Source organism: Nostoc sp. (assembly GCF_036916735.1).
GTDB lineage: Bacteria > Cyanobacteriota > Cyanobacteriia > Cyanobacteriales > Nostocaceae > Nostoc.
This window is the reverse complement of the sequence record NZ_JBALFV010000107.1, coordinates 1-16,462: the sequence shown is the minus strand read 5'-3', so window position 1 is coordinate 16,462 and position 16,462 is coordinate 1. Positions and strand designations below refer to the sequence as shown.

The 16,462-nt window shown below is 42.2% G+C and carries 12 protein-coding genes; 3 read left to right on the top strand and 9 right to left on the bottom strand.

Annotated features, from left to right (window positions below):
* Positions 1 to 222 precede the first annotated feature (222 nt).
* Positions 223 to 717, bottom strand: coding sequence for an NUDIX hydrolase (locus tag V7L20_RS25965; protein WP_334746839.1), 495 nt, complete (start codon positions 715 to 717; stop codon positions 223 to 225).
* A 936-nt stretch (positions 718 to 1,653) separates the two neighbouring features.
* Here V7L20_RS25965 and V7L20_RS25960 point away from each other — a divergent pair.
* On the top strand, positions 1,654 to 1,818 hold the full coding sequence (locus tag V7L20_RS25960; RefSeq protein WP_167407613.1) for a hypothetical protein: 165 nt from the start codon (positions 1,654 to 1,656) through the stop codon (positions 1,816 to 1,818).
* 168 nt (positions 1,819 to 1,986) lie between these two features.
* On the opposite strand, the gene argH is transcribed toward V7L20_RS25960, so the two are convergent.
* From argH to trmD, 8 genes are all read right to left on the bottom strand, one after another.
* On the bottom strand, positions 1,987 to 3,372 hold the full coding sequence (gene argH / locus V7L20_RS25955) for an argininosuccinate lyase (RefSeq protein WP_334746838.1): 1,386 nt from the start codon (positions 3,370 to 3,372) through the stop codon (positions 1,987 to 1,989).
* 85 nt (positions 3,373 to 3,457) lie between these two features.
* Positions 3,458 to 3,667 (bottom strand): hypothetical protein, encoded by a 210-nt coding sequence (locus V7L20_RS25950; RefSeq protein WP_334746837.1) that lies wholly within the window; start codon positions 3,665 to 3,667, stop codon positions 3,458 to 3,460.
* A gap of 105 nt (positions 3,668 to 3,772) precedes the next feature.
* Positions 3,773 to 4,561, bottom strand: a complete 789-nt coding sequence (gene larB / locus V7L20_RS25945; RefSeq protein ID WP_334746836.1) for a nickel pincer cofactor biosynthesis protein LarB — start codon at positions 4,559 to 4,561, stop codon at positions 3,773 to 3,775.
* A gap of 72 nt (positions 4,562 to 4,633) precedes the next feature.
* Positions 4,634 to 6,451: an ABC transporter substrate-binding protein gene (locus V7L20_RS25940; protein ID WP_334746835.1), complete on the bottom strand. Its 1,818-nt coding sequence runs from the start codon at positions 6,449 to 6,451 to the stop codon at positions 4,634 to 4,636.
* Between the two features lie 209 nt (positions 6,452 to 6,660).
* Positions 6,661 to 8,454, bottom strand: coding sequence for an ABC transporter substrate-binding protein (locus V7L20_RS25935; RefSeq protein ID WP_334746834.1), 1,794 nt, complete (start codon positions 8,452 to 8,454; stop codon positions 6,661 to 6,663).
* Positions 8,455 to 8,554: 100 nt separating this feature from the next.
* Positions 8,555 to 10,354 carry an ABC transporter substrate-binding protein gene (locus V7L20_RS25930; protein ID WP_334746833.1) on the bottom strand — a complete coding sequence of 600 codons (1,800 nt, stop codon included), beginning with the start codon at positions 10,352 to 10,354 and terminating at the stop codon, positions 8,555 to 8,557.
* 5 nt (positions 10,355 to 10,359) lie between these two features.
* On the bottom strand, positions 10,360 to 10,842 hold the full coding sequence (gene ispF, locus V7L20_RS25925) for a 2-C-methyl-D-erythritol 2,4-cyclodiphosphate synthase (protein ID WP_334746832.1): 483 nt from the start codon (positions 10,840 to 10,842) through the stop codon (positions 10,360 to 10,362).
* Between the two features lie 48 nt (positions 10,843 to 10,890).
* Positions 10,891 to 11,670 (bottom strand): tRNA (guanosine(37)-N1)-methyltransferase TrmD, encoded by a 780-nt coding sequence (trmD, locus tag V7L20_RS25920; RefSeq protein WP_334746831.1) that lies wholly within the window; start codon positions 11,668 to 11,670, stop codon positions 10,891 to 10,893.
* 653 nt (positions 11,671 to 12,323) lie between these two features.
* On the opposite strand from trmD, the gene V7L20_RS25915 reads away from it, so the two are divergent.
* Positions 12,324 to 13,187, top strand: coding sequence for a cyanophycinase (locus V7L20_RS25915; protein ID WP_334746830.1), 864 nt, complete (start codon positions 12,324 to 12,326; stop codon positions 13,185 to 13,187).
* Positions 13,188 to 13,603: 416 nt separating this feature from the next.
* Positions 13,604 to 16,309 (top strand): cyanophycin synthetase, encoded by a 2,706-nt coding sequence (gene cphA / locus V7L20_RS25910; RefSeq protein ID WP_334746901.1) that lies wholly within the window; start codon positions 13,604 to 13,606, stop codon positions 16,307 to 16,309.
* The last annotated feature ends 153 nt before the right edge of the window (positions 16,310 to 16,462 follow it).

Sequence of the window (16,462 nt, the reverse complement as noted above, 5' to 3'; positions counted from 1 at the left end):
TCGAAGGGCAAAGCCGAGGGGCGTAGTCGTAAAGCCTACGGCATAGCTACGCTTAGGGCGCAGCCTAAGAAGAGAAGTATTGGTCATTAATCATTAGTTTTGGACAAATTATAAACACAGAAGTATGAGCCAAACGCAAATGGCATCTCTTAGAGAAGTTTGCTTAAATCATATACTTTGGCGGCAAATGACAAATGACAAATGACAAATGATTAAATATTGTTATGCCAATGTTGTCAAGCCATTTAAGTAATCTTGCAACTGCCGAGTATGGTCGTGAGACATCTGTTCTGAAGGTAGCAAATTGGGAGAGAAAGCTTGGATTTCCATGACTTCCAAAGTATCTATAATCTCCATTGTCCCATGTACCTGGGCTTCAACCACAACACAAATTGAATGGATTCTAGGATCGCGGTCTGGTGCAGAGTAAACTCCTACTAAACGATTAATTTTCATCAATTCTAGCCCGGTTTCCTCAATCAATTCCCGGCGGACTGTGTTGGGAATATCTTCTCCCCAATCCACCATGCCTCCAGGCAATGACCAAAGACCATCATCACGCCGTCGGATCAGTACAATCCGACCATCGGGTAAAATTGGGATGATACTAGTGCCAGTAATGGGATGACGAAATATAACACCCAATACTGTTTGTCCAATACGCCATAAACTACGTGTGGACTGGACAGCTGCCGGAAAAAAAGCAATAACGTTCAATCTTCAAAATTTTTGTATTGTATTCTATACTTCTCAACCACTTACATAAACTCAACTAATTAAATTTTATTTAGTTTCATTTTACACATAAATGTTTGCGGTTTGAGATTTTATTCTCACGATTTACGTAGAATATTATTGATTCTAACATCAAGTTTTAAGAGAAAGTTTTAAGAGAAGCACTGTATTCATATATACATAAACTTTGTTTAATCAAAAAGTTTTTCAGTTTAAAACTAACATTAGCCTTGCCCAAATCAGCTATCACTAATATTTTTCAGCAAATTAAAAAAATAATTTGAATGATAAGTTTGAATCCAAAATTCAAAAGAGACAATTAAGGAGGGTTTGAGACCATTACCTAATTCTTGATAATTTTGATAAAATTAATTAGTTTCTTATAAGAATAGCAACTACTACTGCAAGGCGGAAGTAAAAAGTCACGCATAAGTAAGTGGTCAAATTAAATATAAAACCTCACCCTGCCTCCCGCTTCCCTCTTTTTACTAAAGCTACAGTGTATACACAAGTCTAAAAAAGCTCGATTTCTCATTATTCTCTTGTTGCTCTGTTCCTATGCAGAGCATGGTAATGCCTGATTAGGGCAGCTGCCTCAAGTCTTATCAAGCAAGGTTCAAGGTTTTTAGGACTTGTGTGTACACCGTAGCCGAACTCACAAAGAGGAATTGAGGGTGAGGTTTTATCTTATATTTAATTACGCCTATCGGCTTAATTGTATTTTGGTCTTTTCGTCTAGCTGGTGGGGATATTCTAAATTATTATTGACAGAGCAAGGTTGAATGCGATAGACTAGTACACTGTTTAAAGCGTATTTATTGCTGCACTAGGCTACAAGTATATCAATAACATTGGTAACTGATATTGCCTACGTGATGCCTAGTTGCTACTTTTTTGTTGTTTATTAATGAGGTGAACATGGCCAAGCGCCGTAACCCGAAAAAAGAAAAGGCGCTACGGAACCAGGCGTATGCCAGAAAGTTTCGTAAACGGACTACTACAGGAAGAATGCAGAGAAGGTTCCAACAAAGACCACCAAAGAGTGAAGAAGAAGAAGGAGCAGCAGCAGCTGACACTGAATAAGTTGTTTGCTTAAATCCTGGTTATTTAGATTATTTATCTTTTAGGGCGCACATTTGTACGCCCTTATTTATTTTTGGGGATTGGGGATTGGTCATTAGTTATTTTCCCCCTGCTCCCCCACTCCCCACTCCCTACAGACGCGATTAATCGCATCTCTACCCACTCCCTCTATTGAGCCATTTGATCACGGGCGGTTGTGATTGCTTTCCTTACCTGTACAAAACCAGTGCCACCGTAACTGTTGCGGGCTGCCACAACTTGACGGGGGGATATCGCCTCATAAATATCTGCTGCAAATGCTGGATGTATTTGTTGCCACTCTTCCAGTTTCAAATCTTTCAGAAGTTTACCTGCGGCAATACTAGTTTTTACCACCTTACCCACGAGATTGTAAGCTTCCCGGAAAGGAACGCCCCGTGCTGCCAGATAATCTGCGACATCGGTAGCGTTAGAAAAATCTTCTGCCACAGCTTCTGCTAATCGCTGGGTACGAAATTCCAAGCCTTCCCTAAGTAAAATCGTCATCGCTTTTAAAGAGGCTTTGATTGTGTTGACGCTATCAAATAGACCTTCTTTATCTTCTTGCAAGTCTTTGTTATACGCCAGGGGTAACCCTTTCATAATCACTAACATCGCTTGGAGATGACCGAATACACGTCCGCTTTTCCCTCGCACCAATTCTGGTACATCAGGGTTTTTCTTTTGGGGCATGATACTGGAACCTGTGGCACAGCTATCTTTGAGGGTGATAAAGCGGAATTCTTCTGATGACCAAAGAATGACTTCTTCTGCAAGGCGGCTAAGGTGAACCATAATCAAGCTAGCAGCACACAAGAATTCGATCGCAAAATCGCGATCGCTCACTCCATCAAGGCTATTAGCATAAATATCGTCAAAATGCAATAGTTTGGCTGTGTAGTGGCGGTCAATGGGGAAAGTAGTTCCCGCTAAAGCACCGCATCCCAAAGGTGATATATTCACGCGGCGAGAAACATCTCCTAAGCGTTCCCAGTCGCGTTGGGCCATTTGAAAGTAGGCCAAGAGATGATGAGCTAAACTCAGGGGTTGGGCGCGTTGTAGATGGGTATAGCCAGGAATCAGGGTTTCAACGTTTTTCTCAGCTATATCCAATAAAATACCTTGAAATTCTCGCAATTCTCTTCTGATTTGTTGGATTTGGTCGCGCAGGTAAAGTCTAGTATCTGTACCAACTTGGTCATTACGCGATCGCGCTGTATGCACCTTTTTACCCACATCACCGACAATTTCTGTCAGTCGCCGTTCAACTGCAAAATGTACATCTTCAGCATCAACACCAGGTTGAAATTTCCCCTCGCGGTACTCTTGGCGAATTTGTTCTAAACCTGCAACCAGTTTATCTCCTTCTTCTGGGGAGATGATGCCCGTGTGAGCGAGCATTTTGGCATGGGCTTGAGAACCAGTCAGGTCATATTCAATTAATTCAATATCAAAACCTATACTGGCATTAAAACGAGCGATCGCCGGATGCAACGCTGATTCAAACCTCTGGCTCCAAGTTTCTTCTTTGGTCATAAATTATGATGAGGAGAGGGGCATCAATTTTGGATTTTAGATTTTGGATTAATCTAAAATCTAAAATCCAAAATCTAAAATTACTTTAACCGTAGCTAGTTAGATTCCGAATCATATAGCCAATGACTAAACCAATCAACAATGCCCACACTTGACCTGTTTGTATAAAGTGACGCCAAGATTTTTCAAACTGACCGATCAAGTCTGGATCGGTAATTGTTTGTGCTAATAGTGCTGTCAAATTTGCAGGCAAATGCCAATAGAACTGAGAGATAAAATCGCTGTAATGACTCATCTTTTGTGATTAAGAGGTTGGGGTGGCAAAATTCAGCATCAGTTTATTTTTTAGAAAAATTCCTGAGATTTACTGAAATCTTGGGTGTAACCTTAATGTCTTAACTCAACATGTAGCAGATGCCAACCGCAATTTCTCGGCAGTCCGCAAAATTTGTCCCGCCAAAACTGCTGCACCAAAACCATTATCGATATTTACTACGCCTACTCCCGCAGCACAAGAGTTAAGCATTGTCAATAAAGGTGCTAAACCGCCAAAACTTGCGCCATAACCGATGCTGGTGGGTACGGCAATCACAGGACAACTCGCTAAACCAGCAACAACGCTGGGTAAAGCGCCTTCCATCCCCGCTACGACAATCAACACTGATGCGGACTCAATCAGGTGACGGTTACTCAGCAAACGGTGAATCCCCGCAACGCCAACATCCCAGAGGCGCTGGACGCGAAAACCAGAAAGTTCAGCAGTGACAGCAGCTTCTTCAGCAACAGGTAAATCGGCAGTACCAGCAGAAAGAATGCCAATTTCACCCGCGAATTGTGGTTCGATGGTAGAGGGAGCGATCGCACAAATTCGCGCCGATTCGTAATATCGCAAATCGCTAACTTTTGATTCCAATGCAGTATAAACTGCTGGTTCAATGCGGGTTGCCATTACTACCGGATTACGGAGGCGCATCACCTCCATAATTTGAGCAATTTGGTCGGGAGTTTTACCGGGGCCCCAAATCACCTCTGGGAAACCAGTTCTTAGCTGGCGATGATGATCGATTTTAGCAAACTCACCCACAGATTCATAAGTTAAGCCTTTAAGTGAGTCTAATGCCGTATCTGGGGTAACTTTACCATTGGCAACCGCTTCAAGGAGTGATCGCAAAGTTTCATGTTGAGACACTGATCTGTTGTTTTGATTTTATAAATGTTCCCAAACGTGCCACCAAGGGCGGAGATTTGATTACTTTAAATTCTATTCTGTTACTTTCAGTTCATATTTGTTCCATAACGTTCCTCTTTGGGAACCAAGTGCAGAAAATTTGACATTTTGGATGCGATCGCGCACTGCTATCAAAGATAAAGGATTCACTAAATAAATGTAAGGTAAATATTCTTGAGAGAGGCGTTGTGTTTCGGCGTAAATTTCTTTGCGCTTTACTTCGTCTAACTCTCGTGCCGCTTGGATATAAAGACGACCAATTTCCGCCTCCCAATCTGCAACTTGCCAACCAATAAGCTGTTCTTGTCCTGCTTGAAGTTTTTGATTGAAAGTGTGTAGTCCACCTTCTGGTAACCAAACATTAGCGCCATCATTTGGTTCAATCCCTCCAACAAAGCCTAGCATATAACATTCCCAATCGAGAGAATTAGAAAGCTTGTCTGTAAGGGTATTAAAAGCAATTGGATTAAAATCAACTTGAATGCCAATTTTACTCAAATCTTGCTTAATTTGCGCTCCCATTAACACCCGAGTTCTATTTTCAGCATTCGTTAATAAACTGAAACGCACCCGATTACCATCAGTATCTAGTAACTGTTTATTAGTATTATATTTAAAACCTGCATTTAATAGTAATTTTTTAGCTTTTTCTTGATTATATTCATAAATTTTCAGACCTTTTTCTGGAGCAAAGTAGTAAGTACTTTGAATTTCTATCGGTGAATTTTGCAACACACCAATCCCCCGAAAAACGTTATTTAGCATTGTTTGACGATCGATTGCATAGGCAACTGCTTGTCTAAAAGCAAGGGTATTAAACCAACGGGATTTAATTGGGTCGATAACAGGCTGTCCGTTTTGTCGCCGACCTTTGTTGAGATTAAATGAAATATAAGTATTGGTGAATTCTGGACCTCCATTGTATATAGTAAACTTTCCCCGCTTTTCTTCCCGCTTGAGTAGTGAAAAGTTTTCCGGAGAAACGGTGACTGTATCTAATCCTCCAGAGCGAAACTGAAGAATTATTGTATCTGTAGATTCAATGATTTGCCAAATAATACGTTCAACATAAGGTAACTGATTGCCTTGGCTATCTTTACGCCAGTAATAAGGATTGCGCCGAAATACCACACGCTGACTGGGGGTATAATTTTCTATTTTATAAGCACCGTTGACAATAATTTTATTCGGTTCTGTATCCGTTCCCCAAGTAGATAAAAATTTGGGATTACCTTTAGCATCTTTAGATTTCAATGATTTAGATAAAGCATGTTTTGGTAAAATACCAACTGAATTTGTTGATGCTCCAGTTGTGGTGGAAAGGAAAGGAGCAAAAGGCTCAGGTAGAATAAATTCAATTTGGCGATCGCCTATTTTCCTGATTTTTGGAAAACTACCACTAGAACCAATTTTAAGACTATCTTTCCAATCAGTAGGAATCTGGGGATTGAAAATCACATCCTCATAAGTGAAGATAACATCATCTACGGTAAGTGGTTCGCCATCTGACCATTTCAAGTTTTCTCGCAAAGTAAAAGCGACTCGCTTATTATCATCAGAAATATCCCAAGATTCAGCTAAAGCTGGCTCAATTTTGCCTGTAATACCATTAAGAGTAGTTAGTCCTTCACTCGTGAACAAAAAAACATGAGGATATTCCTGATTGAAGGCGTAGTTAAAAGTTTTTGGGTCGCCGATAGTGCTTGTAACCCATTGCGATACTTGCGCCGCCTTACTCTTAAAATTAAGTGGATTGCAACTGATAAGAGCTATCTGACAAATCAAGAATAAACAGAATATTACTAAAACTGCAAACCCGCGGCGACAGCTAGACAAGAGGGCAAAAATCATAAGACTGAAAGACTAAACTGTTATACCAATTCCAGAAAAAAATGAAACAGATGTGTAGGTTGGGGAGCCACTCGTGTGGGCGGGTTTCCCAACTTGAGTGAAGTGGCGTTTAAATGAAGTGAAACCCAACAAATGCAGGACTTTGAGGTGTTGGGTTTCGTTCCTCAACCGAACCTACATCGCTGATATTCTTATGTGGTAACTAATGACTAATCGGTTACTTTCAGTTCGTAGAGATTCCAAAATAGACCACCAAGAGCAGTATATTGAATTCCTTGGAAGCGATCGCGCACTGCTTGCAGATTCAACCTCTCCACTAAATGAATAAACGGCAATTGTTCTGAGGCAATGCGCTGATATTCATAATAAATTTCTTTGCGCTTGTTTTCATCCAATACTTGTGCGCCTTTAATGTAAAGCCTGTCAATTTCCTTTTCCCAGTCGGAAATTTCCCAGCCAATTATGGGTGGATCTCCCGGTTGTGGTCCCAAATTAAATGCGTGGGATGCACCGGCAATTCTCCATATCTTGCTAGCATCGTGGGGTTCAATACCACCTTCAGTAAATCCTCCAAGGTAACAATCCCAATTATGCGTAACTTTGAGTTTTTCTAAATAAGAATTGAAGCTGAGAATTTGCAAATCTACTTGAATCCCAATATTAGCGAGATCCCGCCTGATTTGGGATGCCATATCTCCTCTAACTTTTCTTTCCGAATTCGTCAAGAGTGTAAATTTAACTCTGTTACCATCAATATCTAAAAGCTGATTTTGCTCATTATATTTAAAACCAGCTTGTAACAATAATTTCTTCGATTTATCTGGTTCGTAATTATATACCTTTAGCCCTTTTTCTGGAGTCAGGAAATAGGGACTTTTGACATAAACAAATGAATTTTGCAGTTCACCCAATCCCCGATAAACATTTGTTTTCATCGTTTCGCGGTCGAGGGCGTAAGCTATAGCCTGCCTGAATTCCTTTTTATTAAACCATATAGATTTAATTGGGTCTACAAAAGGTTTACCCTGAGAATTCTTTGCTTTACTCAGATTGAAAGCAATAAAACTTGTACTTTTACTTGGTCCACCGTTATAAATTTTAAACTTCGCCCGTTTTTCTTCTCGCTTGAGCAAACTGAAACCTTCAGGAGGAACTTCTAAATTATCCAACTGCCCAGAGCGAAAACTAATCAACTGGTTTTCAGTAGATTCAATAATTTGCCAAACAATACGCTCAATGTAAGGCTGAGAATTACCCTGAGCATCTTTGCGCCAGTAATATGGATTACGCCGAAATATAATTCGCTGATTGGAAACGTAACTTTCCATGATATATGGGCCGTTACCAACAATTTGTTTCGGATCAGTGCCTGTTCCCCATATTGAGAGAAACTTAGGATTTCCATCAGATCCAACTGTGCGAATTGCTTTCTGTAGAGCATGGGCTGGCATAATTGGGATACCACCTACATATTTTAAAAAAGGAGCAAAAGGTTCTAGTATACTGAATTCAACTCGGCGCTCATCGATTTTTTTGACCTTTGGCAAAGTGCCCTTATCACCAATTCTTAAGGCATCCTTGGTAGAGCTGGGAATTTTGGGGTTGAGGTAGATTTCGTTATAAGTAAAGACAACATCATCAGCAGTCATTGGCTGACCATCTGACCATTTAATTCCTTCTCGCAGACTGATCGCAATCCGTTGACCATCTTCAGAAACTTTCCAGTCCTCTGCTAAAGCAGGCTCTAGTTTTGTGGTTAAGGGATTCTCATTAATTAATGAATCATAAATGAAGCTAAAAACGCTATATGCTGATTCATTTAAAGCATAGTTAAAAGTTGAAGGCTCACTCAAAACTGCGGTGACGAGTTGCGGTACTTGAGCAGCTGCGCTTTTAAAGTTTGCTGGGTTGCAGGCGGTAAGTGTAAGTGCTGTTGCTGAAGTCAAAATTATTGGCAACCAAAAACGTTTAATTGCAAGAAATATTTTTCTAAAAAACTTCATACTTTTAATACACAAATAGTTCCTCAACCCAACATACAGGTATTATAAGTGTTTAATCGAACTTAATATGATGAAGCTTCATCTTTATAACACATGAAAATTAACTAGCTTTTTTATTTTCTATTACTTTGAGTTCATAAATATTCCAATCGTAACTTCCTATCGCTGAGTATTTTACATTCTCAATGGTATTACGCACGGCTACTAAAGCTAAGGAATTGAATAGATGAATAAAAGGCAAATATTCTTGTGAGAGTTGTTGTGTTTCTGCATAGATAGCTTTACGTTTTGTTTCATCAAACTCTCTTGCCCCTTGAATGTAGAGGTCTTCAATTTTCTGCTCCCAATCAGTAGCTTTCCAACCTAGTGTTGGAGATTGTCCGGCTTGAGCTTTTTGATTAAATACATGAAAGTTACCTTCTACAGACCAGACATTGAAACCATCTTGCGGCTCAATACCACCAGTGATGGCTCCATACCAACATTCCCAATCTAGGGTATTAGAGATTTTTTCTCCAATAATACTGAAGTCAAGAAATTGTAAATCAACTTTAATACCTATCTTACCAAGATCCTGTTGGATTTTCGGTGTGATTGTTGGTCTATTACCAGCAACACCCATCATTGTAAAGCGGACTCGATTGCCATCTGCATCCAAAAGTTGACCTTTATCATCGTATTTGAATCCTGCTCCTAGTAAAAGTTGCTTAGCTTTTTCTGGATTATAGTTATATGTTTTTAAACCTTCTTTTGAAGACAAATAATAAGGACTGGGAACAGAAATCGGAGAGTCTTGTGGTTCACCCAACCCCCGTAAAGTGTCGTTGATCATCGTTTGGCGATCAATAGCGTAGGCGACAGCCTGTCTAAAAGCAACATTGTTAAAAATGCGGGACTTAATGGGATCTACAACGGGTTTGCCGTTGCGACTCCCTTTGTTAAGATTGAAAGTTATGAAACTTGTCCCAGAGTCAGGACCAGCATTTTTAATAGTAAAGTTACCCTGTTTTTCTTGACGCTTGAGCAATTGAAAATTTCCAGGGCCAATTTCTAGTAAATCTAACCCTCCAGAACGAAATTGCAGCAAAGCTGTATCAGGTGATTCCACAATTTGCCAAATTACACGCTCAATATATGGCAGTTGTTTTCCTTGTGCATCTTTTTGGCGCCAGTAGTAAGGGTTGCGCCGAAATGTTACGCGTTGATTGGTTGAATAACTCTCGATTTTGTAAGGACCATTAACAATAATTTTTTTTGGGTCTGTGTCAGTTCCCCAAGTGGACATAAACACTGGTTTACCGTCAGAGTTTTTGGCTTCCACTGCTGCACGCAGCGCATGTTCTGGTAATATTCCTACCCCTGCTGCAATCGATCGCAAGAAAGGAGAAAACGGTTCTGGCAGAATAAATTCTACCCGGCGATCATCGACTTTGCGGACTTTGAAAAAAGCCTTACTGATACCAATACGAAGACCATCTTGGATATAAGTGGGAATGCGTTTGTTCATGTAGATGTCATTGAAAGAAAAAACGACATCATTGGCTGTTAATGACTGACCATCCGACCACTTCAATCCTTCTCGCAAAGTAAAGACAAACCGCAGTTTGTCTGGGGAAACTTCCCAAGATTCAGCCAAAGCTGGCTCAATTTCCTTAGTTATTCCGTTTTGAGTGGCTAATGCTTCATAAGTGAAAGCAGAAATATTGGGAGATTCTTGGATGAGGGCGTAGTTAAAGGTTTTAGGGTCAGTGGTAGTAGAAATCACCAACTGGGGAACTTGTGCAGCTGCGGTTTTAAAGTTAGATGGATTGCACGCGCTAATTGTAATTGCTGTTGCCAAAACCAGAATTATTAGTAATAAAAAACGCTTAATTCTGTGAAAAATTGGAGAATATCTCATAATTTTTATTCTTTCAAAAGCAAGACAACAGCATAAGCACATATACCTTCTTCACGTCCAACTGGGCCTAGTTTTTCGTTGGTGGTAGCTTTAATGCCAATTTGATTTGGTTCTAATTCTAAAACTGCTGCTAGTTTGTCGCGCATATTCATAATATGCGGTTTTAATTTCGGACGTTCTGCTACTACCACCGAGTCAATATTTCCCACCTGCCAACCTCGATCCCGAATCAGTTGATCTACTTGATTTAATAGTACTAAACTATCTGCTCCCGCCCATTGGGGATCGCTAGGTGGAAAATAATGACCAATATCCCCTAAAGATAATGCCCCAAGCATGGCATCCATAATCGCGTGTGTTAACACATCAGCGTCACTGTGCCCCAATAAACCCAGTTCATGGGGAATTTGAATTCCACCTAAAATCAAAGCGCGATCGCTCACCAGTTGATGAATATCGTAACCGTTACCAATACGAATTTTTGTCATTTGTCATTTGTCATTTGTCATTTGTCATTGGTCATTGGTCAGGAATTATTATTCTCTCCCTGCTCCTCCTGCCTCCCCTGCCTCCCTTGCCCCCTCTCCCCCAATCCCCACTCCGTGGGGGCCCCGAGTCCCCCTGCCCCCTGCCCTCTGCTCCAACTTCTCCAAGAGATCGGGGCGGCGAACGCGGGTTTTTTGAATTTGTTGTTCATAACGCCAGCGGGCGATCGCGGCGTGATTCCCACTGAGCAAGACATCAGGCACTTTCAAGCCGCGAAAATTGGCAGGACGAGTATATTGGGGATAGTCCAATAACCCTTCCTCAAAACTTTCTGCGGTAAGGGACTCCGTTTTGGCTACGGTTCCTGGGATCAGCCGCACTACGCCATTAATCAAAGCCATTGCTGGAATTTCTCCGCCAGTCAGAATAAAATCCCCTAAAGATACTTCACGAGTTACCAAATGTAGCACTCTCTCATCCACTCCTTCGTAATGCCCGCAAATAACTACTAACTGGTCGTAATTTGTCACTAATTCTTTCAAAAGAGGTTGATTGATTGTTTGACCCTGTGGACTCATCAAAATTATTTCTCTTCGGGGTAAAGTTGGCAGCGACTCCACAGCGTTAAAAATAGGTTCTGGCTTCATTAGCATCCCAACGCCGCCGCCGTAGGGTTCATCATCCACCTTCCGGTGTTTGTCAGTGGTAAAGTCCCGTGGGTTAATCAGATGCACTTCGGCAATCTGTTTGGCTAAGGCTTTACCTAGCAAACCAGAATTGAGAACAGAGTTGAAACAGTCAGGAAAAAGCGTAACTATATCAAAGCGCACAGTTATTCGTATTCAAGGACACTAATCTTAAATTTGAATGTCTAGCAAACATCAACAAGCAAAAGTCGGGTTAAACTCCAGTTAAACTTTATCAATAGTATCTAAAACTACCAGACCTCATGGATTTTAGATGGGATTAAAAGTTTTTCTAATTACTTAATTTATGTTTAAATGTTGTCACAACTACATTTAAATTAATAATCTTATCAAGTTAACAACTTCCAGGATGCATCGAGCCAGCCTCAGAAAAAAGCATAGTCTTAACTGCTCGTCCTCAACCCCAAAGCGGCAATTTAGCTTGATAAAGACTATTTTGCCCTGCTGTAAGTGGACAGGTGAAAAACAAGGCGTTGGCTTTGAGGAATGGGAACGAACACGTTTAGACTGAGGCAACGCGAGCGTTAAGCAAAAATTTGGAGAGTGGCTGATCCAGTTCCAAACTTCCAAAAAGTGTCCTCTCAAAGAAGCAAAGTGCAAAAATCATGGCTGCTTCTGAACCTTGTTAAATTCACATGCCATTGGCCATAAGCCGGGGAACCATGCACGGCAGTTCCTTATGGGGGAAACCCCCTCTGAGCGACTGCCTCTCCTGACGGAGACGCTACGCGAACACCAAGGCGATGGCTCCTGAAGTTGTTGACAGGAGAAACACAATGCCGCAATTACAAGCTAAATCGCTAGAAATGAGGACACCCCAAGCAACGAAAACCGCCGTTCTGGTTATCGGAGGTGCAGAAGATAAAGTTCATGGGCGCGAAATTCTACGAACTTTTTTTGGACGCGCTGGTGCTAGTAAGGCTTATATTACAATTATTCCATCTGCCTCGCGCGAACCCGCCATCATCGGTGGTAGGTATATTCGCATTTTTGAAGAAATGGGTGCTCAGAAGGTAGAGATTTTAGACATCCGCGAACGGGAACAGTGTGAATCCTCCCACATCAAAGCATCCTTAGAAGCCTGTAGTGGGGTATTTTTGACAGGAGGCGACCAGCTGCGTCTCTGTGGTGTATTGGCAGATACGCCAGCAATGGAAATTATTCGTCAACGAGTGAGGGCGGGGCAACTTACTTTAGCAGGCACGAGTGCAGGAGCGGCAGTGATGGGGCATCACATGATTGCTGGCGGCGGTAGTGGAGAGTCGCCAAATCGTTCCCTAGTTGATATGGCAACCGGTTTAGGTTTTATTCCTGAAGTAATCGTTGACCAACACTTTCACAACCGTAATCGCATGGGACGGCTGATTAGTGCGATCGCAGCTCACCCTGATCGCTTAGGTATTGGCATTGACGAAGATACTTGTGCAGTGTTTGAACGTGATGGTTGGTTACAAGTTATGGGCAAAGGCAGTGTCACCATTGTTGATCCCACTGAAGCCACCCACACCAACGAACCCCATGTCGGTGCTAATGAACCATTAACAGTACATAATTTACGTCTACATATCCTCAGCTACGGCGATCGCTTCCACTTGTACCAGCGCACTGTATTGCCTGCTGTACACCGGATCTCCAGCTGACGGGATAAAGTATCTGAGGTTACACTGAGTTGGCCACAAATTTTAGATTTTGGATTTTGCAAAAAGTTGTAAGGAAGGTTTACCGACCTAGCAAACTTTTCAGGACAGATTTTGATTAAAAGAGCTTTTTGGCAGATGCCGCCAAAAAGTGGGCCAAACAAATCTAAAAAATCCTCAAGGACTCATTAAGCCTTTGCGATCATAAATCTAGAGAGCTAAGTACCCTAATTGTCTCTTTTAATCCAAAATCATAAATCTAAAATCCTGTTAGAGGTTGACCGCACATTTATTTCTTATTGTAGAAAAATGATGAGAATAGTATGTAAAAAGAAAAAACTGTTCGTTACAAACAGTTTAGCGGTCAATTCCAGTAAGAAACTAGAATTTTGGTTCCGAATCTCCATCTACCTATTCCCATGAGAATCCTCAAGATCCAGACCTTACGCGGCCCAAACTATTGGAGCATTCGACGCCACAAGCTGATCGTCATGCGCCTCGATTTAGAAAACCTTGCCGAGACGCCCTCCAATGAAATCTCTGGCTTTTATGAAGGACTAGTTGAGGCATTGCCGAGTCTGGAGGGTCATTATTGTTCTCCTGGCTGTCGTGGTGGTTTTCTGATGCGAGTCAAAGAAGGCACTATGATTGGTCATATCGTAGAACACGTAGCCCTAGAACTCCAGGAATTAGCTGGTATGCATGTTGGCTTTGGTCGCACCCGCGAAACTGCCACACCCGGAATTTACCAAGTAGTGATCGAGTATCAGAATGAGGAAGCGGGACGCTACGCTGGACGAGCTGCAGTGCGACTGTGCCAGAGTATCGTTGATCGAGGCCGTTATCCCAAAGCAGAACTAGAGCAAGATATCCAAGACCTAAAAGACTTCATTCGTGATGCTTCCTTAGGCCCCTCCACTGAAGCGATCGTCAAAGAAGCAGAAAAAAGAGGTATTCCCTGGATGTCTCTGGAAGCGCGCTTTTTGATTCAGCTAGGCTACGGCGTGAATCAAAAGCGGATGCAAGCCACAATGACGGACAACACCAGCATTCTGGGTGTAGAACTAGCCTGCGATAAAGAAGCTACTAAACGCATCCTCGCTGCTGCTGGTGCGCCAGTACCAAAAGGTACAGTGATCAACTTCTTAGATGATTTGGAACAAGCCATTGAATTGGTTGGCGGCTATCCCATCGTCATCAAGCCCCTAGACGGCAATCATGGTCGGGGGATCACTATTGATATTAGAACTTGGGAAGAAGCTGAAGCTGGATACGAAGCTGCTAGACAGGTTTCCCGGTCAATTATTGTCGAAAGATATTATGTTGGACGCGACCACAGAGTACTAGTGGTAAATGGTAAAGTAGTCGCAGTAGCCGAACGCGTCCCCGCTCATGTCATTGGCAATGGCAGATCCACCATCTCCGAACTGATAGAGGAAACAAACCTTGACCCAAATCGCGGTGAAGGGCATGATAACGTCCTAACCAAGATTGAATTAGACCGCACCAGTTACCAACTTTTAGAAAGGCAAGGCTATACCATAAATAGCGTAGCACCTAAGGGCACTATCTGTTATCTCAGAGCAACGGCAAACTTAAGTACAGGTGGTAGCGCCGTAGACCGTACCGATGAAATTCATCCAGAAAACCGTTGGTTAGCACAACGGGTAGTCAAAATTATCGGTTTGGATATCGCCGGACTCGATATCGTCACCACGGATATCAGCCGTCCTCTGCGGGAAGTTGATGGCGTGATTGTCGAAGTTAACGCTGCTCCTGGCTTCCGAATGCACGTTGCCCCAAGTGTAGGTATTCCCCGCAACGTCGCTGGCGCAGTAATGGATATGCTGTTTCCCAACGAGCAATCTGGCCAAATTCCCATCCTTAGTATTACTGGTACTAACGGCAAAACTACTACTACCCGACTACTAGCACATATTTATAAACAGACTGGTAAGGTAGTTGGTTATACTACTACTGATGGGACATATATTGGTGATTACTTAGTAGAAGCTGGCGATAATACAGGCCCCCAAAGTGCCCATGTTATCCTTCAAGATCCCACAGTGGAAGTAGCCGTACTGGAAACGGCTCGCGGTGGCATTCTCCGCTCTGGATTAGGCTTTGAAGCCGCAAATGTTGGAGTAGTATTGAATGTAGCTGCCGACCACTTAGGAATCGGTGATATAGATACCATTGAGCAGTTAGCTAACCTTAAGAGTGTAGTAGCGGAAGCCGTATTCCCCGATGGCTATGCCGTACTTAATGCCGACGATCGCAGAGTCGCCGCCATGTCAGAAAAAACTAAGGCTAATATTGCTTACTTTACAATGAACCCCAATTCGGAATTAGTACGGAAGCACATCCTTAAGGGCGGAGTCGCGGCAGTATATGAAAATGGCTATTTGTCAATTGTTAAAGGTGATTGGACACACCGCATAGAAAGAGCCGAAAATATACCTTTAACAATGGGCGGTCGAGCGCCGTTTATGATTGCCAACGCTTTAGCAGCAAGTTTGGCAGCATTCGTGCAAAACGTCACAATTGAGCAGATTCGTGCTGGTTTGAAGACCTTCCGGGCTTCAGTTAGTCAAACGCCAGGACGGATGAATTTATTTAATTTAGGCAACTACCATGCTTTAGTAGATTATGCCCACAACGCAGCCAGTTACGAAGCTGTAGGTTCCTTTGTGCAAAATTGGACTACAGGGCAACGGATTGGCGTAATTGGTGGCCCAGGCGATCGCCGCGACGAAGACTTTATTACTTTGGGCAAATTAGCAGCACAAATTTTTGATTACATCATCGTTAAAGAAGACGATGACACTAGAGGAAGACAACGGGGATCGGCTGCTCAGTTGATTATTCAAGGCATTACCCAAGTTAATTCTAATGGTCGCTATGAATCAATTTTGGATGAAACAAAAGCGATTAACAAAGGCTTAGACATGGCACCAAATAACAGCCTAGTGGTAATTTTACCAGAAAGCGTGAGTCGGGCAATTAAGTTAATTAGAGGGCGTGGTGTAGTTAAAGAAGAAACACACCAACAAAATCCCAGCATGACTGTCATCGATTCCCAAAATGGAATAGCACCTTCTTCTGTTGTTAATACCCTGCTATAGTCAGGAATCAGCAGGAGCCAACGCACTGACTCCTGTATTCTGACTTTTTTATCAATCTTTTGGTTGAGTCGATGGGGAATATTATTCCCCGCACCTCTCAGTTAAATCTGGGCGTGCGACTTTCACCGCACCCAGCTTCCGATGTTCTCAGCT

What these genes read in the sequence shown, in the direction of transcription:
- V7L20_RS25960 (WP_167407613.1), top strand. Translation starts at nt 1,654, where the DNA reads ATGGCCAAGCGCCGTAACCCGAAAAAAGAAAAGGCGCTACGGAACCAG.
- argH (WP_334746838.1), bottom strand. Translation starts at nt 3,372, where the DNA reads ATGACCAAAGAAGAAACTTGGAGCCAGAGGTTTGAATCAGCGTTGCAT.
- V7L20_RS25950 (WP_334746837.1), bottom strand. Translation starts at nt 3,667, where the DNA reads ATGAGTCATTACAGCGATTTTATCTCTCAGTTCTATTGGCATTTGCCT.
- V7L20_RS25940 (WP_334746835.1), bottom strand. Translation starts at nt 6,451, where the DNA reads ATGATTTTTGCCCTCTTGTCTAGCTGTCGCCGCGGGTTTGCAGTTTTA.
- V7L20_RS25935 (WP_334746834.1), bottom strand. Translation starts at nt 8,454, where the DNA reads ATGAAGTTTTTTAGAAAAATATTTCTTGCAATTAAACGTTTTTGGTTG.
- V7L20_RS25930 (WP_334746833.1), bottom strand. Translation starts at nt 10,354, where the DNA reads ATGAGATATTCTCCAATTTTTCACAGAATTAAGCGTTTTTTATTACTA.
- ispF (WP_334746832.1), bottom strand. Translation starts at nt 10,842, where the DNA reads ATGACAAAAATTCGTATTGGTAACGGTTACGATATTCATCAACTGGTG.
- V7L20_RS25915 (WP_334746830.1), top strand. Translation starts at nt 12,324, where the DNA reads ATGCCGCAATTACAAGCTAAATCGCTAGAAATGAGGACACCCCAAGCA.
- cphA (WP_334746901.1), top strand. Translation starts at nt 13,604, where the DNA reads ATGAGAATCCTCAAGATCCAGACCTTACGCGGCCCAAACTATTGGAGC.